19 protein-coding genes and 2 pseudogenes are annotated in these 20,691 nt (G+C 70.1%); 10 read left to right on the top strand and 11 right to left on the bottom strand.

The features are described 5' to 3' along the window. The first annotated feature begins 92 nt into the window (after nt 1-92). On the top strand, nt 93-392 hold the full coding sequence (locus OG948_RS52735; RefSeq protein WP_331772208.1) for a putative quinol monooxygenase: 300 nt from the start codon (nt 93-95) through the stop codon (nt 390-392). Between the two features lie 415 nt (nt 393-807). Further along, complete coding sequence (locus OG948_RS52730) at nt 808-1,170, top strand: AQJ64_40280 family protein (RefSeq protein ID WP_331772207.1); 363 nt, start codon at nt 808-810, stop codon at nt 1,168-1,170. A 93-nt stretch (nt 1,171-1,263) separates the two neighbouring features. On the opposite strand, the gene OG948_RS52725 is transcribed toward OG948_RS52730, so the two are convergent. From OG948_RS52725 to OG948_RS52700, 6 genes are all read right to left on the bottom strand, one after another. After that, on the bottom strand, nt 1,264-2,130 hold the full coding sequence (locus OG948_RS52725) for an RNA polymerase sigma-70 factor (protein WP_331773591.1): 867 nt from the start codon (nt 2,128-2,130) through the stop codon (nt 1,264-1,266). Between the two features lie 67 nt (nt 2,131-2,197). After that, nucleotides 2,198-2,776 carry a carboxymuconolactone decarboxylase family protein gene (locus OG948_RS52720; protein WP_331772206.1) on the bottom strand — a complete coding sequence of 193 codons (579 nt, stop codon included), beginning with the start codon at nt 2,774-2,776 and terminating at the stop codon, nt 2,198-2,200. A gap of 695 nt (nt 2,777-3,471) precedes the next feature. Continuing rightward, nucleotides 3,472-4,158 (bottom strand): NUDIX hydrolase, encoded by a 687-nt coding sequence (locus OG948_RS52715; protein ID WP_331772205.1) that lies wholly within the window; start codon nt 4,156-4,158, stop codon nt 3,472-3,474. 184 nt (nt 4,159-4,342) lie between these two features. Then, on the bottom strand, nt 4,343-5,644 hold the full coding sequence (locus OG948_RS52710; protein ID WP_331772204.1) for a phosphatase PAP2 family protein: 1,302 nt from the start codon (nt 5,642-5,644) through the stop codon (nt 4,343-4,345). A 402-nt stretch (nt 5,645-6,046) separates the two neighbouring features. Beyond that, on the bottom strand, nt 6,047-8,191 hold the full coding sequence (locus tag OG948_RS52705; protein ID WP_331772203.1) for a hypothetical protein: 2,145 nt from the start codon (nt 8,189-8,191) through the stop codon (nt 6,047-6,049). Nucleotides 8,192-8,389: 198 nt separating this feature from the next. Then, the gene (locus tag OG948_RS52700) at nt 8,390-8,548 is read right to left on the bottom strand and encodes a carotenoid oxygenase family protein (protein WP_406300913.1); all 159 of its coding nucleotides are present in this window, start codon (nt 8,546-8,548) and stop codon (nt 8,390-8,392) included. A 285-nt stretch (nt 8,549-8,833) separates the two neighbouring features. Between OG948_RS52700 and OG948_RS52695 the strand changes: the two genes are divergently transcribed. After that, entirely contained in the window at nt 8,834-9,703 is an 870-nt protein-coding gene (locus OG948_RS52695; protein ID WP_331772202.1) for an aldo/keto reductase, read from the top strand. Nucleotides 9,704-9,766: 63 nt separating this feature from the next. On the opposite strand, the gene OG948_RS52690 is transcribed toward OG948_RS52695, so the two are convergent. Further along, nucleotides 9,767-10,501 carry a helix-turn-helix domain-containing protein gene (locus OG948_RS52690; protein ID WP_331772201.1) on the bottom strand — a complete coding sequence of 245 codons (735 nt, stop codon included), beginning with the start codon at nt 10,499-10,501 and terminating at the stop codon, nt 9,767-9,769. A gap of 242 nt (nt 10,502-10,743) precedes the next feature. On the opposite strand from OG948_RS52690, the gene OG948_RS52685 reads away from it, so the two are divergent. Further along, entirely contained in the window at nt 10,744-11,415 is a 672-nt protein-coding gene (locus tag OG948_RS52685; protein ID WP_331772200.1) for a DUF4097 family beta strand repeat-containing protein, read from the top strand. Nucleotides 11,416-11,794: 379 nt separating this feature from the next. On the opposite strand, the gene OG948_RS52680 is transcribed toward OG948_RS52685, so the two are convergent. Next, a complete protein-coding gene (locus OG948_RS52680) occupies nt 11,795-12,235 on the bottom strand; it encodes a VOC family protein (protein WP_331772199.1) in 441 nt (146 codons plus the stop codon). 316 nt (nt 12,236-12,551) lie between these two features. On the opposite strand from OG948_RS52680, the gene OG948_RS52675 reads away from it, so the two are divergent. The 5 genes and pseudogenes from OG948_RS52675 (at nt 12,552) to OG948_RS52655 (ending at nt 16,358) form a co-directional block, all read left to right on the top strand. Further along, entirely contained in the window at nt 12,552-12,815 is a 264-nt protein-coding gene (locus tag OG948_RS52675; RefSeq protein WP_331772198.1) for a hypothetical protein, read from the top strand. Further along, nucleotides 12,812-13,087: a DUF4873 domain-containing protein gene (locus OG948_RS52670; protein ID WP_331772197.1), complete on the top strand. Its 276-nt coding sequence runs from the start codon at nt 12,812-12,814 to the stop codon at nt 13,085-13,087. The genes OG948_RS52675 and OG948_RS52670 overlap by 4 nt, the downstream gene beginning before the upstream one ends. A gap of 146 nt (nt 13,088-13,233) precedes the next feature. Beyond that, the gene (locus OG948_RS52665) at nt 13,234-13,662 is read left to right on the top strand and encodes a hypothetical protein (protein ID WP_331772196.1); all 429 of its coding nucleotides are present in this window, start codon (nt 13,234-13,236) and stop codon (nt 13,660-13,662) included. Nucleotides 13,663-13,910: 248 nt separating this feature from the next. Then, nucleotides 13,911-14,822, top strand: a pseudogene (locus tag OG948_RS52660) (family 20 glycosylhydrolase); the annotation flags it as partial. Between the two features lie 507 nt (nt 14,823-15,329). Beyond that, complete coding sequence (locus OG948_RS52655; protein ID WP_331772195.1) at nt 15,330-16,358, top strand: alpha/beta hydrolase; 1,029 nt, start codon at nt 15,330-15,332, stop codon at nt 16,356-16,358. A 415-nt stretch (nt 16,359-16,773) separates the two neighbouring features. Here OG948_RS52655 and OG948_RS52650 read toward each other — a convergent pair whose 3' ends face one another. Beyond that, nucleotides 16,774-17,559: an SDR family oxidoreductase gene (locus OG948_RS52650; protein WP_331772193.1), complete on the bottom strand. Its 786-nt coding sequence runs from the start codon at nt 17,557-17,559 to the stop codon at nt 16,774-16,776. A 173-nt stretch (nt 17,560-17,732) separates the two neighbouring features. Here OG948_RS52650 and OG948_RS52645 point away from each other — a divergent pair, with 173 nt between their 5' ends. Next, nucleotides 17,733-18,680: a LysR family transcriptional regulator gene (locus OG948_RS52645; protein WP_331773590.1), complete on the top strand. Its 948-nt coding sequence runs from the start codon at nt 17,733-17,735 to the stop codon at nt 18,678-18,680. 70 nt (nt 18,681-18,750) lie between these two features. Here OG948_RS52645 and OG948_RS52640 read toward each other — a convergent pair. Continuing rightward, nucleotides 18,751-19,388: pseudogene (locus OG948_RS52640) on the bottom strand (S41 family peptidase); the annotation flags it as partial. A gap of 4 nt (nt 19,389-19,392) precedes the next feature. Next, nucleotides 19,393-20,628 carry an FAD-dependent oxidoreductase gene (locus tag OG948_RS52635; protein WP_331772192.1) on the bottom strand — a complete coding sequence of 412 codons (1,236 nt, stop codon included), beginning with the start codon at nt 20,626-20,628 and terminating at the stop codon, nt 19,393-19,395. Nucleotides 20,629-20,691: the final 63 nt, after the last annotated feature.

The raw sequence follows: 20,691 nt of genomic DNA, 5'->3' as shown, positions 1-20,691 counted from the left end.
GAGCCCTGGTCGGGGCGGCGAACCGCTCGCAGGATGGGTGTCGTTCGCTCGACGAACAGCCACCGCAAGACCCTGACACCTGGAGTTCTCTGATGTCGAACACCCTCGTCCTCGTCGCCGGCTTCGTCGCCAAGCCGGGCCGGGAGCAGCGCTTGCGCGACGAGTTGAACGCGATGATCGCGCCGTCCGTGGCGGAGGAGGGATGCCTGGGATACCAGCCGTTGGTCGACCCCGACCGCCCGGAGCGGATGATCATCCTCGAGGAGTGGGTCGACAGCGACGCCCTGGACCACCACTTCACGCTGCCGCACTTCCGGCACGTGGCGAAGGTCCTGGACGAGATCCTCGCCGAGCCGTTCACCTTGCGGAGGCTCACCGACATCCCCACCTGACCACTCGGCCCCGCCCGCTCTGCCGCACGCGGCCGTTCCCTGACCGGCTCACGCCGGTCGTGCTGCCGCCGTATGCCCCCGACTCCGGCCCCCGCGACCTACTCCGCGGCCGGTGTGCGATCCGGAACGCCGGAAGCGTTTCGGCTCACCCGCCGAACCGCGTCCGTTCCACCGCCCGTACGACGGCCGCGGGCCCCAAGTAGCAAGATCGGCCGCCGCCCCGGGGACGGGAACCGGCGACCGGGCTGCTTCGTTGGAGTCATCCGACCGCACATCGTCCGGGCATCCGGACATCCGGGCGTGGCGTCCGCGCATCCGGCGGACACGGAACGCGAAGTCGTGCCTTCCCGGGCCACACGCCAACCGGGAACGGCGAGAACAACCAATCCGAGCAGGACCGGAATCGGGAGTGGAAATGGACGCGGCGGTGGAGTGGGTGGACGCACGCGAGCGACTGCCGAAGGACGGCATGCCCGTGGCGGCGGCAACGACCGGCCGCTACCCGTCCGACGACGGGGCGGAGCCGGACGACACCACGTCCGGGCAGGACTTCTGGCTGGTGATGCCCATGCGCTTCGCCGCCCACCACGTCGATGAAGACGGCGCCGAACACCACGACTGCTTCATCGACTCCGACCGCATCATCCGACTTCCCTACGGCCGCCCGTGCGCCGAACCCGTCACCCATTGGGCGGCGCTGCCCACGCTACCCGGCAGCACCGTCCACACCCTGCTCGGTGAAGACGTGCGAACGGCCCTGCGCGACGCCCTGGGATGATGGCCGGTCGGGCACGCGACGCGGCCAGGAGCCGTTTCCCGATGCGGAAAATCGACTCCTGGCCATGTCGGTGGACAGTCGACGGTGGCGGACCTACCTCGCCAACTCGGCCGGTTCGTCCAGCCGCATGAGCTTCTGCGGGTTTCGAACCAGGTAGATCCGAGTGATCCGCCCGTCCTCCACCACCAGGCTCACCACGGCCGGTTCACCGGCGACCTCGATACGTCCCGCCGGCGCGCCGTTGAGCCACACCATCGTCGCCTCGACCGCGGCGGGCGGCCGGTCCGCCCGCGCGAGCAGCCTCGCCACCGGCTCGACCCCGTGGATCGGGGCCAGGGCGGCGTTCGCGAGCCCGCCGCCGTCGGCGACCAGGATCACGTCGGGCGCCATCACCTCCATCAACTCCTGCAACTGCCCGGTGCGCAGCGCGATCAGGAACCGCTCGACCGTCGCCTTCTGTTCCGATCGGCTCACCCGCACCCGCGGCTGCCGGGCGGCGACATGATCACGTGCCCGCCGCGCGATCTGCCGTACGGTCACCGTGGACTTCCCGACGGCGTCGGCGATCTCGCCGTACGGCATGTCGAAGACCTCGCGGAGCACGAACACCGCCCGCTCGGTCGGTGCGAGCGTCTCCAGCACGGTCAGCATCGCGATCGACACGCTTTCCGCGAGTTCGACATCCTCTGCGACGTCGGGGCTCGTCAGCAGCGGTTCGGGCAGCCACTCGCCGACGTAGTCCTCGCGGCTACGCGCCAACGACCGCAGCCGGTTGAGTGCCTGCCGCATGACCACCCGGACCAGGTAACCCCGCGGGTCGCGCACGTGCGCCCGGTCCACGGTGGCCCACCGCAACCAGGAATCCTGCAGCACGTCCTCCGCGTCGGCCGCCGATCCGAGCATCTCGTACGCGACGGTGAACAGCAGCCTGCGATGCGCGACAAACGGATCCTCGGCCACGCCGTCCTGGGTCGTCCCGTGTCCGGTCACGCCGTCCCCACTCCGTCTCCGGTCATGTCGTCCCCGGTCATGCCGTCGACGTTGCGCCGGACTCTTCCGAACGCGTGGCCAGTGGGATCTCGCAGGCGTCGGAGTAGCCCTGCGAGGTGACCCCGTGCGCGGTGTTGGTCCTGGCCGACAGGTTGGCGAAGCCGATGATCACGGTGAGTTCGACCAGCGCCGCCGGGCCGAGTTCGTCGAGCAGACGCGCGGACAGCTCGTCGGTGACGGTCGTCGGCGTATTCGTCATGGCCTCGGCGTACTCCAACACGTCCCGCTCCAGCGGGGAGAACACCTGCGACCCGCGCCAGCGCGGCACCTGGCTCGCCTTCGCCGGGTCCAGGTCCTTGTTCAGCGCCATGAAGTAGTTGACGTCCAGGCACCAACTGCAGCCCACCTGCGCCGCAACGGCCATGTGCGCGTAGGACTTCAGGCTCTCGTCGGCCGCGTCCCACGTGGCCGCCTTGGCCCCGAACTCCAGGTTCGCCTCGGCGACCTTGGCGTTGTGCCACACCACTTCCACGGGCTCGGGGACCGCACCGAACTGCTTGACCAGGTTCTCCCGCATCTCGGCGTCGATTTCCGCCTTCGGAATCCGCAATGCCATGGTGTCGTCCTCCCTGTCTCGGCCGCGTATGGCGGCCTGTCGGACATGAAGACACCGCCCGGCCCAAAAACGTGACACCCCACCGTTCGGGGACGGTCGGCAGGCGTGGGTGTACGCCGCGCAAGCCCCACCCGCCGTCCCCCGCCGCCGCACCAGCACCAGCACCAGCACCAGCACCAGCGGCGATCGTCGCGGTCACAGTCCACGTCGCGTTTGCGATCACGCGTGCCGCCGCGTGGCCGGCGGCATGGGCCTCGCCGTCCAGGCGCGGAGGAGGGGCCGAATTCGAACGGCGCCGCCCCGGCAAACGGGACGGCGCCACGAAACGTCGAAGGTCGGTGAGGGTGGCCGCCTCACGGCGGAAGGCACACCGTGGCTCCAGCCGAGCGGTATTCCACGGAGGCAATGGTTGGGCCCGGGGGCACACCCTCACCGACCTCCACCACAACCGACACCACCCCGGGATCATTCCCACCGGATGGCACCGATGTCTCCGGGGCCGCCCGAGGCCGGAGACGAGCGTGGGTGGTCGTGGCATCCCCACGCGCGCCACGCCCGCCCCCGACCCGCACCCGCACCCGCGACATGGACCGTCAACCGTGCCGGGGGTGTCGAGCAGGGAGACGGCGGGCCGATCGGCACCACTTGGGCCGCGCCGGGAGTGGCGGGCTGCCGATGCGGGCGTGCGGTCCGGGTCAGCGGTGGTCGGGGGTGGGGGCGAACCCGTGGTGGAGGTAGGCGGTGGTGTGGGTGGTGAGGGCGTTGGCACAGGCGTCGAGGCGGCGGGCCATGTGAGGGGCCATGAGGGTGCTCCACTCGGCGGGGGTCGCGAGGCGCCAAGCGGTGAGTTCGCCGGCGGCGAGGCGGATGTGTGCGCGGGCGTGGGCTTCGGTGATGGGCCCGCCGTCGAAAAGGTGGTTCGCGAGGGCGGGACGGCCGTCGGCTTGAGGCGGGACCCAGTCGACGGCCAGGAGTCGGCCGGGGGTGACGTCGAGTCCGAGTTCCTCCGTGATCTCGCGGCGGGCGGTGTCCCAGGGGTACTCGCCGTCGTCCATGGCGCCGCCGGGAATCTCCCAATGGCCGTCGCCGTAGGCGGGTTCGACCAGGAGGATGCGGCCGTGGGTGTCGTGCAGAATCGCTCCGGCGCCGCCGATGTGACGGGGCAGCGTGGCGTAGTACTCGGCAGGAGGCAGGTGGGTCATGCCCGGGGACGCTACCGCCGTACGACTGCCGGGGTGCGGCGGCACAAGGGTTGCGACGAGCGTGTGACACAGCAGCGTGACGATCACGCCCGCGCCGATGTAGGCACCCGTGCCACCGCAAGCTCTGCTGCGGACCTGCGGCAGTCCGCACATCGCCGCCCACGGCGTGCTCCCGGACACGACAAACAGGTATGGCCCCCTACCTGGGGGCCATACCTGTGGTGAGGGGCCATACCTGCCGCTCGAACGGTGCACCTCTGGCGGGCTCGCGCAACGACCGGCGGTGACGTGGGCGGGCTCGTCCGGCGGGAAGAGCGGTGTGGGACGGGTTCGGACCGTTCGGACGACTGCGGGCGTGCGGCGATCACGCCGGCATGAGTTGCGGTTCCAATTGCTCCGCCGGCGCAGCCTTCGGCTCCCAGAGCCTGGTCGTACGCACGTAGCAGTAGATGACCGAGGTCATCGCCAGAATGAGCAGTGGTCCGAACACCCACGGATGTCTGGCCATCTCCATCGGCAGATAGCGATATGACACCAAGAGCACCGCGAAAACCGTCGCGCCGTAGATGACCAACCGAATTCCGGACCGGTTCCAGCCATGGTCGAGCGAGCGCAGCGCCCCCTCTATCGTGAGCACGAACACCACACCGGCCACGAGGTCCGCGCCGTAGTGGTAGCCGAATCCCAACGTGGCCGCGAGCGTGGCGACCAACCAGAACGATCCGGCGAATCGGATGAACCGCGATCCCTTGCGGGAATGAATGAAGATCGTGGTGGCCCACGCCGTGTGCAGGCTGGGCATGCAGTTGCGCGGGGTGATCTCGTCGAACCGTATCGGGTGCGGGGTATTGATCGACGGCGGCGTATCCGGCCACAGGTTGGCCACCGCCCACTGCCCGCCTTCGGCGCTGTAGGCGAAGACCGGTCCGACCACCGGGAAGATCATGTAGATGCCGGGCCCGAGCAAACCGATGACCAGAAAGGTCCGCACCAGGTGGTGCCCCGGGAAGCGGCGCTCGACCGCCACATGACGCAGTTGGTACAGCGCGACGATGGCCGCTGCCAGCGGCAGCTGACCATAGACGCCGCCGAGAATATGGGAGCCGATCGGGTCGGTGGCCTCGAGCATCCGGCCTACCAGCCACGACGGGTCACCCAGTGCGTGATCGGCGGTTGCCACGTACTCGTCGAGCACGGTCGGGCGGGTCGTCGACGTGATGAGCAGCCAGGTATCGCCGGTCTTGTGGCCCGCCACCAACAGCAGTCCCAGTCCCGCGCCCTTCAGCAGCAGGACACGTTCCCGGCCGGTACGGCGTGTGAGGGCAATGACCGCGCAGCCCAGAATCACCCACAGCGCGCCGTTGCCGAAGTTCATCCTGGCGTCGACCACCCACCGCACCAACCAGAAGGTGAGGTCGATACCGATTGCCGCACCGGCCGCGATAAACCGCTCGCGCCAGGTGAGCACCACCATCGTCAATGCCAGGCCGGCGTACAGCAGCGGCCCCGAGTCGGGAGCGAATATCACCTCCCGGGCCTGATTGGTGATCGGCCCCGCGGGGCCGTAGTGCCGTGCGATGATCTCCAAGGTTATGAGAAATCCGAGGGCCGCCACACTCACCGTGGCCCACAGAATCGCCCGCGACCGACGCTGCACGGCGACCATGCTTTCGCGACGTATTCGCGAAAACTTTCGCAATGTTATGAATATCAATTACTTGGCCAATTTTGTTGGATTCCAGTAAATAGATCACCCTTCGTGCCGGATTGCGTGGTTCTTTGGTGAAGGACAGCGCTTGGGGTGATCGTCGTGAGATCGATCATGTTATCGGAGCGCCACGGGCGAGTCCGGAGGTGTTCTCCTGGTGTTTCCACGCCGGTGGCTTGGTCGCGCTCGCGGCGGCGTGGTAGGAGGTGGCCTGCCGTGGTGGCCGCCGTCGCCGACCACTCGCGAGCGCGCCGAGGCGACGTCGTCGGACGACGGCTCCACGCACGCCCACGCCCAGCCCACGCCCAGCCCACGCCCAGCCCCCGTCCCCCATGGACGCCTACACGCTCGCAACCCGCCTCAGCCCTCGGCGGCGTCGAGCATGTCCCGCACTCGCGTAACCTCCCACGGCGCGTCCTCCACAGGCCAGTTCGCGCTCAGTTCCCGAAGCATGGCGCGATGCTCCTCGATGACCGCCTCCCACATCAACCCCCACGCCGCAGCGGCCTGAACCTCCACCTCGGGGCAGCGCGTCGCCCGCACGAGCGCGTCCACGGAGTTGGTCCCGGGAGACTCGTCCAGCAGTTCCAGAGCCCTGACACGGTGACGCAAGGGCACTTCTTCGGCGCAGGCGACATTTCCCAGCGCCGCACAGAGCCGCGGGTCCGCCTCCTCCGCGCCCTCGAACAACGCTTCCACCGCATCGAGAGCCCGCTCGCGAACGTGATCACTCGCGGTCGCCTCCACGACCTCGGCCAACAGGGAGGGCTCCTCCGCTGCCACGATGTCCAGCGCCGCCAGGGCGCTGAGATTCATGGCCTCGGGCCCGTACGTGCGGCTGAGTTCGACCGTCGAGGGAGGCTGCCGCAGGACCTCCCGGATGCGATCCAGCACGAGTGCCCTCGCCGGCTCACGTGCCTCCTCGCCGCCGCGCTGCACGGCCCCGTCGGGACTCCACCAGTGGTCGAGGGCGATACCCACGGCCGCCTGGTCGTCGCTTTCGAGCAGCGTACGAAGCGCCTGATGGTACGACTCGTCCACCATCGGGGCCCGCACCCTCTTGTGGGCGCGATACAGGCCCGGGTCCGTCAGCCGGTGTCCCCGCCAGTGCACGCTGTGCGGCTTGCCGAAGATCAGCTCGATGGGGTCCTCGCCCCAGGGGAGTTGGGGCGGCCGGCCTTCCCAGCTCTCGGCGACCTCCTCCATGATGGCGCGGTGCCGATCCAGGCCACCCGTCTTGACCAGGTAATAGGACGCGTGGGCCTGCACCTTCGGCTCACCCTCGCGAAGCGCCCGGACGAGAAGGTGGTCCGCGTCCGCACCGAGGCTGTCGGCCAGAGCGCGAATCGCCGTCTCCTTCGTGATGTAGAAGCCGACGGACCGATCGAGGATCAGGTCGCCCAGGGCCGTGACGAGCCTGTCGTCCCTCACCTCGGCTTCGTCGAGCACGCCGTAGGCCATCCGGATGGCCTCGACGCGCACCGTGTCCGAGTCCGTACGCGTGAGTACGTCCAGCAGGAGGTCGGCGTCGCCGGGCTCGGCGTGGCGCGCCCCGATCACGTTCAGGGCGCTGACCTCGGCGGGAGACATCGGCCGCCGGAGCACCTCCCGAGCCCGAGCCAGAACCTCGGGCCGGTATGCCTCGGCGCGTTCCTCGTCCTCCAGCACCCGACGCAGCCCCTCCGAGGACTCGTAATGGTCGAGCGCGATGCCCACGGCGACCGGATCCTCGCTGCGGAGCAGGTCGGCGAACGCTTGCAGGCATCCCTCGTCGCCAAGTGGAAACCTCAGCTCGTCATGGGCCTTCCGGAGCACCGGATCGTTCGGCTCGGTGTCCTTCCAGTAGGTGCTGTGGAAGCCCTCGAGGGCTTCCCGAATGTGCTCCGCCTCCCAACCCGCGTCTTCCGGCCAGGACTCCGCGAGCCGCCTGACGCGGTCGCGGTGCACACGAAGGCGCAGCGGTGTCGCGAGGCAACCCGCCGCGTACACCTGGAGTTCGAGTTCGGCCGACTCGCTGAGACGGACGATGAGTTCCTCGACCTCCGGGAGATCGAGATCGGCCAGGGCGCGCATGGCGTCCTGGCGATCCCCTACATCGAGGCCCTCGTCCAGCACCATGGCGGTGATCAGCCCCAACAGCCGCCGATTCGGTTCCTCGCCCTCCTCGAGCGCGGTGCCGGCCGCGAGAAGCGCCATCTCGCGCACTGCGGCGTCCGGGGCACCGTGGAGGGCGTCGGCGATCGAGTCCGCGTCCTCCTCCTCGGCGAGATGCCACAGCACGGTGAGAGCACTCACGTGGCTACTGCCCGACGGAGGTTGGCCCAGGAGGTCTCGGGCGGCGAAGCGCACCTCATTGGCCAGCGGCCAATAGGGGTTGTCCACGCCCCACCGGGTATCCGCCTGTGCCGACTGGTAATCGTCCAGGGTCCTGCGGACGACATCGATGTCGCCGCTCTCCAGCCGAGCACTGAACTCGCCGAGGCGGGACTGCTCGTCGTCGGTCACGAGACCTCCTTGATGATGTCTCTTCAGGCTGGCAGAGCCGTCCGGGCGGTGTCCCCGCATTTTCCGAGCACCCCGCCCCCGACACGACGCGCCGGAACTCCCGCCGACGAACACCCCCACGCGGCAATGCAGACCGAGACATCACCACCCCACCACCCCACCACCCCACCACCCGCGGCAAGCGTGCGCCTTCGTGCGTCACGTCTCCGGCGGTCCGGCCGGTGTCCAGTTCCCGTGGAGTCCGAGAGGAACACGCGTCGGGACTCGAATGCGCGCCACCGGCCCGGATCCGGGGTCCTCGTCCGGAATGACCAGGAGCCAACTCGTGTCCTGGGTACGGTCGATGGCAAAGGTCAGCCAGTAGCCGTAGGGGGACGGCGGCGGGCGGGATGGAGATGGGCTCGTCAGCCGGCCAGGCGTTCCGCCACCGGGAACCCCTCCACCCTCGTCATGAAGAACGTCGTCGACGCCCGCCCGCTGCCGCGGTAACGGACCACCGACGGGAACGCCGACGGGCGGCGACGTCTCTTCGCCGTGCCCACCGTGCGTCGCGGAAGCCGGCGGCGTCTCACCTTCCGATGACTGTCGTACGCCCCTCGAATGAGGTTGTCCCCCGGTGCCCCATCGGGAAGGCTGTGGCCAATGACCTCCAATCCGCCCGGCACGGCCGGCACGGCAACCGCCACCTTCTCCGTCGGAGGCGAATTCCGGGTATCCCGAGTCGGGTTCGGCGCCATGCGCCTGTCGACCGACCCCGGCCCCGAACGCGACGCCGCCATCGCGGTGGCCCGACATGCCGTAGAGGCGGGTGTCACCCTGATCGACACCGCCCACCTCTACGGCTGGGGAGCCAACGAGGAACTCCTCGCCGAGGCCCTCCATCCGTATCCGGACGACCTGCTGATCACCACCAAGGTCGGCGTCACCCGCACCGGCCCCGAGGGGTGGGCGTACGACGCACGGCCCGAGAGCCTGCGCGAGCAGGTCGAGCAGGGCCTGCGCCGACTCCGGATCGAACGCGTCGGCCTGCTCCAACTACACCGGATCGATCCGGACGTTCCCTTGGCCGAGCAGGTCGGCGCGCTCCACGAACTCCGCCGGGAGGGCAAGATCGGCCATATCGGCCTGTCCGAGGTCAGCGCCGCACAACTCGCCGAGGCCCGACAGACCACCGAGATCGCAAGCGTGCAGAACCGCTTCAACCTCCTCGATCGGGAGTACGAACCCGTTCTGGACGCCTGTGAAGCCGCCGGGATCGCTTTTCTCCCCTGGCGCCCCGTCGCCGCGGCGACGCCCGGGCCGGCAGCCGCGCTCGATGCCGTCGCCGCCGAACTCGACGCCACCACGCCCCAGGTCCTGCTCGCCTGGCTGCTCGCCCGCTCCCCCGTCGTTCTGCCGATCCCCGGAACGAGTTCGATCGCCCATCTCGACGAGAACCTCGCCGCGGCGGACATCCGCCTGACCGAGTCCCAGCGCAAGCGCCTCGACGCAACGGCTCTTCCCGCCCGGTGACCTGAACGGACGCCGCCGGTCGCGACCGCCGAGACCGCTGTCCTTCCGCGATCGGAACGTGGCTCAGGCAGTGCCGTCCGGGGTCGATTCGGGTTTCGTGTGGAGGACTTCGCGGGCCTGCTCCGCGGCGCGGGCGATGCTCTCGGAGACGAAGTCGACGAAGCGGCCGATGTTCTCGAGGCGGGTGGCGGCCGGGGTCCCGGCGCCGAGGACGTCGACGCCCTGGCGTGCGACGTCGCCGAGATGGGCGGTGGAGCGGGCGCTGGCCATCATCGACTGGTACCAGACGTCGTCGTCGACGAAGTAGCGCTCGCGCCGGCGTTCGTCGCGTTCGCGGCGGACGAGGCCCTGGCTCTCGAGGAACGCGATCGCCTTGGACACGGACGCCGGACTGACCTGGAGGCGCCGGGCGAGGTCGGACGCGGTGAGGCTGCCCGCGTCGGTGGTGTAGAGACACACCAGGACCCGGGACATCATCCTGGCCAGGCCCGATTGCACGAGCACGGTGGTGAACACCTCCTCGTACTCGCGCACGGCCTCGGCATCGCGCCCGTGCGCCTGCGGGGGCGCCTCCGACCCCGGGTGAGCGGCCTGCCCGCGCCGGCGGGCGCGCCGTTCCGTGGCGCGGTGGGCCACGTCGGCGCGATAGGCGGTGGGGCCGCCGTTGCGCATCACCTCGCGCGTGATCGTCGAGGTCGGACGGTCCAGCCCCCTGGCGATCTCGGCATAGGCGAGGCCGTCGGCCAGCCCCAACGCGATCTGCCGACGTTCCTGCTGGGTGAGCCTGCCTCCCGGCATCGCGGTCTCCTTCATGCTCCGTGGGGGCCTCACGCTAGCGTTCAGCCTCAAGTTATTGCAACGAGCAAAGCAGAGGTCGTTGCATTATCCACAAAACCATTGCAACGAAATCCTGACCTTGACCTGCAAATATGCCAATCCCATGCAACGATCCGATTGCCCATTCAATGAACGCAACGTAGCTTTTCCCTCATCGGAAACAGCGCGCCGCAAGGGGCACGCTGCACCGGAAGGAGAGCACGATGCAGAAGTTCGACACCCCCACCCCCGTCACCGCCGTCCTGGACATCCCCGCGGGACGCATCCACTTCATCGCCGCCGACCGGACCGACACCACGGTCGAGATCCTGCCCGCGGACGCCTCGAAGGCCCGCGACCTGAAGGCGGCCGAGCAGACCACCGTCGGATACGACGGCGGCGTCCTGCGGATCGAGGCCGCACCGGCGAAGAACCGGATCCTCGGCGCCTCCGGATCCGTCGAGGTCACGGTCCGGCTGCCCACCGACTCCCGCATCGACGCGAAGGCCGCCGCCGCCGACCTCCGCGGCGTCGGACGCCTCGGCGACGTCGCCTTCGAGGGCGCCCAGGGCACGGTCAAACTCGACGAGACCGCGACCGCCCGCCTCACCCTCCAGGCCGGCGACGTCTCGGTCGGCCGTCTCGGCGGCCCCGCCGAGATCGACACCCGCAAGGGCGACATCCACATCACCGAGGCCGTCCACGGCACGCTCACGCTGCGCACCGAGTACGGCGAGGTCTCCGTCGGCGCCGCCCGCGGAGTCTCCGCCACCCTGGACGCCGGCACCACCCACGGCCGCATCCACAACACCCTCAAGAACCCCGACGGCGCCGGCGCCGGCCTCAACATCCACGCCACCACCGCCTACGGCGACATCACCGCGCGCAGCCTCTGACGAGTACCCACCACTACCGACCCGGCCGTCGCCGCGCGGGGGCTGCGCAAGCCCCCGCGGCGACGAGGTCGTCCTCGACCTCGCCACGTCCGCAGCGGTACCCGAAATCGACAAGGCGCCCCTCCCGATGCGGGAGCGGCGCCACGAAACGTCGAAGGTCGGTGAGGGTGGCCGCCTCACGGCGGAAGGCACACCGTGGCTCCAGCCGAGCGGTATTCCACGGAGGCAATGGTTGGGCCCGGGGGCACACCCTCACCGACCTCCAGCACAACCGACACCACCCCGGGATCATTCCCACCGCCGAGTCACACCCGCGGAACCCGGGCCCGGCGCGGGCCGGCCCGATGGTTCCTTGGGCGCAAGGTCCCTCCGGCGTCCTTCAGCCGAGTTCCTCGGCCAGTCCGACGATGATGCCCTCGGGACCGCGGACGTAGCAGAGCAGATAGCTGTCCTCGAACCGCGACACCTCGCCGACGAGTTCGGCACCGTGAGTGCGCAGCCGGGCGACGACGTCCTCGATGTCGTCGACGGCGAACATGATGCGACGAAGGCCCAGCGTGTTCACCGGCGGGTCCTTCGGCTCGGTGCCGATCGCCTTGGGCGTGTGGAACATCGCCAACTCCACTCGGCCATGGCCGTCCGGCGTCCGCAACATCGCGATCTCCTGTCGGGCGCCCTCGAGCCCGATGATGCGGTCCACCCAACTTCCCTCGTGTGGCGCCCTGCCCTCCGGTTCCATGCCGAGTTCGACGAAGAACGCAATGACCGCGTCGAGGTCCTCGACAACGATGAGAACGTTGTCCATCCGCTTGATCGTCATGCCGCGTCTCCTTGGTGTGGTGGGGGGCCAGGGTTGCCCCATCCACCCTGGGACGGAGCGGCCGGGTCTTTCTCGACATCCCCTGCCACATTTCTTCGAGAATCTCGCGGCCCGGGGACGCCCGTCACGCGCCGGCCGTGCCGACTCGGGCGAAACGGCGCAGAGCCGGATGAGCGATCCGCACACTCGAATTCCGACGACACACAGCCATACTCAAGCTTCGATGTCACATGACAACCGTATGGTTGCGACTGGGTTTCCCTGAAGCTCGCCCGGTTCGCCGGCGGTATTCGGCGGGCCGACGCAGACTCGAAGGATGGAGATCCACCAGGCTCACGGATACGTCACAGTCCCCGGCCGCGGCGACGCCGAGGTCACGCTCGACCTGTTCGACTGGCCGGTCGACGGCGATACCCTCCCGCGCACCTGGAGCGCGATCATCGACGAAGGCCCGATCATGGACGCCGGCACCCACGGCGTCCTGCACCTGGAAACCGAACCCACCACCCTCGGCCACCCCTTCGTCGTCGCCGCCGGCGGGGACCACGTCTCGCAGATCATCGGACGCGAGGCATCGTGACCGGGAGTTCACGAGCCCAGGACCACTACGACGGCCCCGCCATCGTCGCCGCCGACGGCGCGAGCATCCCGGTCGAGGCCCACCTGCGCCTGGGCGAGGACGGTGCCTGGCACGGACGGGTGTGGACCGACGACCCCGCCGTCGACCTCGACCGGATCACCTCGGCCCGCGTCCGCCTCCTGCGTGTGGACCAACGCGCGGCGAGTTTCACCGTCGACCGAGTCCTGGACCACCACGCCCACATCACCGGCACCGGCGTCCCGCCCTTCTGACCACACACTTGCGACCACCGTCCCCGGTCGGCCCGCGGGCAGCGTGCCATGCGGCTCGGCGTTCACCGCGTGCGATCCACGCAAGTACCCGGCACCGACCCACAATCGACCAACACGACCATCGGGCCGCGGCATAGGGTGTGCCGATGACCGAACCCCCGACGTGGATCGACATACGTCCCAAGCCTGTAGCCGCCATGCCACCCCAGGTTCGGATCGCGAGGTGGTGGCTGTACGCGATGGCCGGCATCGCCTTGGCCGTTGTGACCCTCGTCCTCGCGTCCGTCGATGCCGAGGGCGAGAACGACGCCTTCCACGCGGGTCGGCTGACCGCCGGCATGCTCCCGGTGCTCTTGGGCCCGCTGCCCGCACTCCGGTTCGCGCGCGGCACCGACAGGGTGCGCGTGGCCGCGGTCGTCTGCGCCGCGTCGATGATCCTCTTCGCCCTGAAAACGGTGGCCGACGGCGAACCCGCCGCCCTGATCCAGATCGCGGGCGGGATCGTGATCATCACACAACTCGTCCAGACCCCTGCCAAGGAATGGTTCGACCGGCCTGCCTCCCAACGAGCCTGACGAACGACGACTGCGCTCCGGCACTGCCTCACCCACCGCGAACACCACTGAACCGGACGAACGAATCGGCCGCGAAACGTTGTCGCGCCGCGCGCCTGCTCGGGCAGCTCAACACCTGCGCTCCTGCGCACCCATGCACCCGTACGCCCTCGCACGTCCGGCGCACAACCGGGCGCCGGCGCACCGTCTCGTCGACGACCTGCTCGACGCACCGCGCTTCTTGCCCGGCTCGGTTCGGTGTCGCACACGGCGTGCTGCGCTACGTGGACGCGCTCGCCGCGCACAAACTGAACGTGCCGCACCTGCACCTCACCGACGATCAGGGGTGGCGCGTCGAAATCAAGCGCTGTCCACGGCTCACCGAGGTGGGCGCGTGGCGGCCCCGCACTCGGCCGGGATGGGGAGAGCCCGCGCTCTGGGACGAGCGTCCACACGGGGGCTTCCACACCCAGGACGACCTGCGGGAGATCGTCACCTACGCGACCGAGCGGCATGTTCGGATCGTCCCCGAGATCGACCTGCCCGGGCATTCGCAGGCGGCCGTGGCGGCGTACCCGGAACTGGGCAACACCGACGTGGTGGACACCGGCGCGCCGGCGGTGAAGACCGATTGGGGCATCAGCCCCCACGTACTGGCCCCCGGCGCGGCGGTCATGTGCCGGCGCTGGTACACCGGAGGCGTTGCCGCCGCCGAGGCCGGCCATGACGTCGTGATGTGTCCTCAGCAGGAGGTCTACCTCGACCACGTGCAATCGGCGGACGCGGGTGAGCCCGTTCCCTTCGGATGGGTGCACACGCTGGAGAACGTCTACCGGTTCGAACCCGTACCGCCACGGTGAGCGGCACTCCCCACGCGGCGCACGTGATCGGCGCCCAGGCCAACCTGTGGAGCGAGGTCACCGAGAACCGCGCCCGCGTGGACTATCAGGTGTTCCCCCGCCTCGCCGCCTTCGCGGAGGCGGCGTGGTCCACGCTGCCGCACCCGGACGAGCGCGACTTCGCCGACTTCGACCGGCGCATGCGCGAAGCGCACTACGGCCGCCTGGAAGCGATGAGCTTCGCTTACCGACCCCCCCACCGGCCCACACCCCTGGCAACAACGCCCAGGCGTCCCCGGCCGAATGCACCACAAACCCCGCCGCCTCTGGCACACGGCCTGAGCCCCCGTCCCCTCCCACTCCCGTCGAAGCGCTGCCCCGGCGGGAGCGTCCGTACGTCGCCGCCGTGGTACAGGAACGGGAGAACACCTCCGGCAACGGCGGTTCCAGGAGTCGAGTAGATAGCTGCCGACGCCCGCGCTCAGGACGGCGTCGAGCGCGTCCTCCGGTTGGCCTCCCACGAGATCGCCTTGCCAGAACCGCAAGTTCTCGTGCCGTATCAGATGCTCCTGGCAAGACTGAGCGTGTCCCGACGCAAGGAACCTCAGTGAGCACCACCAGCATCCCGACCCCGTTGATCGACCCTGCGGGAAGTCCTCCGCAGGTGTCGATCCGCCCTCGGCGACGCGGACGTTCGTCGAGCGCTCGGCATTGGTCGGGGCGAAGTCACCGATTGCCAGGCGATGTTCCCGACCCTACCGGCTCCCACACCGGCCGGCCGGGCCTCCGCCGCGGACCGATCAACGCGACCGGACACCGACTGCACCGCCCTCACCAGGACAGGAACACATGATTCCCGCACCACGCTCACCAGCGCAGCACGCCCTGCGACCGGCGCGGACGATCGCGACCGTCGTCCTTGCCTTCCTCCTGACGATCGGCGCCGCCGCCTGCAGCACGCAGGCCGACGACGACATCCCCTCCTACGCCGCCGCCACCCGAAACGACCCGAAGTTCACGAGCAGGTTCCAACACAAGTTCGCCGACGTCGACAACGTCCGGATGCACTACGTGACCGGCGGAAGTGGCCCGCCGGTGGTGCTGATACACGGCTGGCCACAGACCTGGTTCGGCTGGTGGCCGGTCATGCCGGCACTCGCCGAGCACCACACCGTCTACGCGGTCGACCTTCCCGGGCTGGGCGACAGCACCGGCTCCCCGACCGGCTACGACAAAGCCACCCTGGCGCGCTACGTCCACACGCTCATCACGGATCGGCTCGGCGTACGCGACGCCCGGGTCGTCGGACACGACTTCGGTGCCGCGGTGGCATTCCAGTACGCCGCCCAATTCCCCGCCGACACCTCGCGCCTCGGCTACCTCGACCTCCCACTCCCCGGCCCCGCGGTCGACGGGCCCACATACCGCTCATTGAGCTGGCACATCGCCTTCCACTCCCAACGCCGGGTCCCCGAAACCGTGGTCGGCGACGACGTCCGCGCATACCTGGCGCTGTTCTACCCCCAAGTCTCCTTCGGCGGAACGGCGTTCGGCGGCACCTCGGATCGCTCCCCATTCACCGACGCCGAGATCGACGAGTACGCGCGGACCTACCGCCGGCCCGAGGTCCTGTCGGGCGGCTTCGAGCTCTACCGCGCCCTCGACAAGGACGTTCGCGACACCACGGTCGCCACACCGGTACACGTCCCGACCCTGCTCATGACCGCCCAGGGTCAGCTCGACCCGATCCGAGCCACCGCGGCCCCACGCATCACCAACATCGTGCAAGCGGTGGACGTACCGAACGCGGGCCACTGGCTCGTCGAGGAGAACCCACGGTTCGTCACCACGGAACTCCTCCGCTTCCTCGACGGATGACCTCCCCACCCCAACCCGGCGCGGGGTGCCACACACCACCCCGCGCCGACGGAGACCGATGCCGTCGGCGATCGCGGCCGACTCTCGGGCGCGCCCTCCGGCTCGCCACCGCCGCGGCCCCGGCCGGGCCGAGGCCTCCAGCGGCCTGGCCTTCGACTCCCTCACCGACACGGAACCACCGGCGGGCGCAACGACCGGGTTGACCCCGCTCGCCACCCGGGCCCTCGCACCCGCCCTGCCCTGAGCGGCCCTGTGGGGCGCGACCGTCGGCGTCATCGTCGTCCCACAACAACACCGACTCACCGCCCTCGGCCCGGCCGCCCCGCCGTGCCCGGCCCCGCGGCACCGGCACCGGCACCGGCACCGATCGCGGCCGAGTCGGAATCGTCGAAGGCATGACGTCGGCGGGCCGGGATCAAGCGAGCCGGCCGCCGCCGTCCACGTGCAGCACGGTGCCGGTGACGTACGCGTTGTCGATGGCGTAGAACACGGCCTTGAGCAGATCCTGCGGGCAGCCCACCCGGCGGGCCGGGTTGCGCTCGGCGACGCCGCGCAGGAACGCCTCCTTGTCGGCGCCCAGACCGTCCCAGGAACCGGTGTCGACGATGCCGGGCGAGATCGCGTTGACCCGGATCGGGGCGATCTCCACCGCCAACGCCTGGACAAGGAAGGCCAGTGCGCCGTTGGTGGTGGCCATCACCGTGCGCGCGGGCGTCGGCCGCCAGGCGGCCACACCGGAGAAGAAGGTGAACGAGCCGTTCTGGGACACCTGCCCGACCAGGTGCTTGGCCAGCAGCAGCGGACCGATCACCTTGGCCGCGAACGCCCGCTGCACATCCACCGCTTCGAGATCCTTCAACGGACCGTTGGCCGGGATCGCCGCGGTGGAGACCAGGTGGTCGAACCGGCCGACGCGGGCGGCGAAGTCGGCGATCGAGCGCTCGTCGACGAGGTCGAGCGCGAGCACCTCGGACGGCCCCGAGAGCTCACCGGCCGTCCACTCCAACTTGCGCGGATCCGGGCCCGCCAGGACGACAGCGGCGCCGGCGGCCGAAGCGGCCCGGGCGAGGGCCTGTCCGGTACGCGACCCCGCACCCACCACAACGAGCCGCTGTCCCTGGAGGACCGTGCCGTGCGACACGGTGCCGGACCCGACGTCGGGCTTGGCATCGGACTTCACGGCGGACTTGGCATCGGACATGAGAGGACTCCTTCGCGTGATCGGGTGATCGGTGATCGGTGATCGGTGATCGGTGATCGGGTGATCGGCCGCCCACTGCTCCCCGTGGCGGCCACATCGACGACCCTCTCGCGACCTCCCGCGATGAGTCCAAGGCATGTCTTCTATCCCGGCGATAAAATCTGCTCATGGCAATACCGACACTGCGGCAGCTCGAATACCTGGTGACCGTGGTCGACACCGGCTCCTTCACCCGCGCGGCGGAGCAACTGCACGTCACCCAGCCCGCGCTCTCCCACCAGATCCGGGCCCTGGAGAGCACGGTCGGCGGGCCGCTGCTCGAACGCCTGCCGCGCTCGGTACGGCTCACCCCGATGGGCCGGGCGGTACTGCCGCACGCGCGCGCCGCACTGGCCGAGGCCGAACGCCTGACCACGGTGGCCCGGCGCACGGCCGGCCTGGAGGAGGGCGAGTTGGAGGTCGCCGCCGTCTACTCGGTCAGCCTCGGCATCCTGCCGCCCGTCCTTCGTGCCTGGCGCCGGCGGCACCCCGGCGTACGGATCCGGCTGCGCGAGTACCCGCACGCCGACAAGCTCCAGGCCGCCATGAGCGCCGGTCGCGCCGACCTCGCCATCGGCCCCGCACCGGCCGACTGGCCGGGCCCCATCCGCGAACTCGGCGTCGAGGAGTTCGCCGTCGTCGTGCCCGTCGACGACCCACTGGCGGACAACGCCGGCAGCCGAGTCGCGCTCGGCGAGCTCGCGGACCGCGCCTGGGTGCACTACGCGCCGGACAACGGTCTCGCCGACCTGCTCGACCAGGTCTGCGCCCGGGCGGGCTTCCACCCGCACGTCGCGATCCGTGCCGAACAGACCTCCGCCGTACCGCTGCTCGCCGCGGCCGGACTCGGGCCGGCGCTGGTCCCGGCCAACATCATCCCGCCCCACTTCGACGGCCTCGCGCTTCGCCCCGACCCCCCGGTCCGCCGCGCCCTCACCGCCTACACCCGCACCCGACCCGACCCGCTGACCGTCGCCTTCGCCGACCTCCTCGCCCAACAGGCCCGCCTCGACCCGGCGGGCTTCCCGACCGACCCGGCACGGCGCGCCGCCGGCACGGAGGAATCACCTTCGGCACCGTGATACGGACAGCCGGCCAAGGCCTCTCCCTCCGCCGGCCCAACCCCCGGCGGAATGCGGTTCGAACCGGGTCTCAGGAAGCCTCGGCGGGCAACATCCGCACCGCGCGATCGAAGGCCGAATCCCGGTGGTTGGCGAACTCGTCCTCGGTGAACACCGGCTCGCGCACGTTCGGCGGTATGCCGGCGCCGTCGAAGGTATGGCCGTCCCGGGTGCGGAACACCTCGTTGGGCACACCCGTCTGCCAGTCGTTGGGCAGTCGGCGCTGCATGACGTCGGAGAAGACGCCCTGAGTGGACTCACCGATGCGGATGGTCGAGCCGGGTCGGCCCATCATCGCCTGGACGAAGGTCTCGCCGCGCTGACCGTGGAGCCGCCGGTCAGGATGGCGATCGGGCCGGTGTAGCGGGTGGTTCGGGGATCGGGACGCACCTCGATCGGCTGGAGGCGGGTGAACCGGCTCGGGTCGCGCGGGTCGTTGCGGGCCTGTTTCGCGTAGGCGAGATACGGGCGGTCGCTCAGGCGGGCGGCCAGGCGCAGCCCGAGGTTGTCCATGCCGCCGTCGTTGACCCGCACGTCGATGACCAGCCCGCGCAGCCGGTCCAGTCGTTCCGGCGTGAGCACGGCGTCCAGGGCACGGTCGAGTTCGGCGCTGTCGGTGCGGTAGCTCGGCGGGCGGTCGGGAAGGTAGGCCATGAATTGGGCTGCCCGGCGGTCAGTTCGGGAGCAGGGACTCCAGCGGGACCTGGGGGTCGGTCAGGCGGGCCGGGTCGACGGCCGCACCGGAGCGGATGAGGGCCCCGACGGGTTCGACCACGTCCCAGACGTTGACGTTCATGCCGGCCAGGACCCGGACACCGGACAGCCAGAAGGCGACGAACTCGCGGGCGGCAACGTCGCCGCGGAAGACGACCCGGTCGTAGCCGTCGGGTTCGACGTAGCCGGTGTACTCCATGCCCAGGTCGTACTGGTCGGTGAAGAAGTACGGCAGCCGGTCGTAGACCGCGTCCTGGCCGAGCATCGCCCGGGCCGCGGTCTGCGGCTGGTTCAGCGCGTTGGCCCAGTGTTCGACGCGGATGTGCCGCCCCAGCAGCGGATGGTGGGCGTTGGCGACGTCGCCCGCGGCGTAGACGTCGGGGGCGGACGTACGCAGGTGCTCGTCGGTGACGATGCCGTTGTCGACCGCGAGCCCCGCTGCTTCGGCCAGGCCGGTGTTGGGGGTGACACCGATCCCGACGACGACCGCGTCCGCCGCGATCCGGGTGCCGTCCGTGAGCAGGACACCGTCCACCGCGCCGGCGTCGCCGCTGATCTCGGCGACCTCGACGCCGAGGCGAAGGTCCACTCCGTGATCGCGGTGCAGCTCGGCGAAGACCCGAGCCGCCTCCGGGCCGAGGGCCCGCAGCAGCGGCAGTTCCGCGCTTTCGAGCACCGTCACGTCGGCGCCCGCGGCGCGCGCGGCCGCGGCCGCCTCCAGGCCGATCCAGCCGGCACCGATGACGACGATCCCGGCCCCGGGCCGGAACACGGCCTTGAGCCGGTCGCTGTCCGCCAACCTGCGCAGGTACGACACCCCGTCCAGGTCCGCGCCGGGAACCCGCAGCCGGCGCGGCGAGGCACCGGTGGCCAGGAGCAGCGCGGCGTAGTCGAGCCGGCTGCCGTCGCCGAGGGTCAGCCGGTGCGCGGCGGGATCGAGCGCGGTCGCCGTCGTGTCCAGGCGCAGGTCGACCCCGTGGTCGGCGTACCACCGCTCCGGATGGACGTACGCCTTCTCGCGCTCCTCCTTCCCGAGCAGGTAGCCCTTGGACAGGGGCGGGCGCTCGTACGGGCGTTCCCGCTCGTCGCCGATCAGCACCAGCGGGCCGTCGAAGCCCTGTTCCCGCAGAGTCTGCGCGGCCTTCGCCCCGCCCAGACCCGCTCCGACGATCACGTGGGCACGGTTCACGGTCATGCTCTCCTCCTCCTTTGTCGGGTTCCCGCACCGGTCCGGTCACGGGGACGGGGGCAGAGGCGG

It is taken from the genome of Embleya sp. NBC_00888 (assembly GCF_045207655.1).
Taxonomy (GTDB): Bacteria; Actinomycetota; Actinomycetes; order Streptomycetales; family Streptomycetaceae; genus Embleya.
This window is presented reverse-complemented; position numbering and strand designations above follow the sequence as displayed.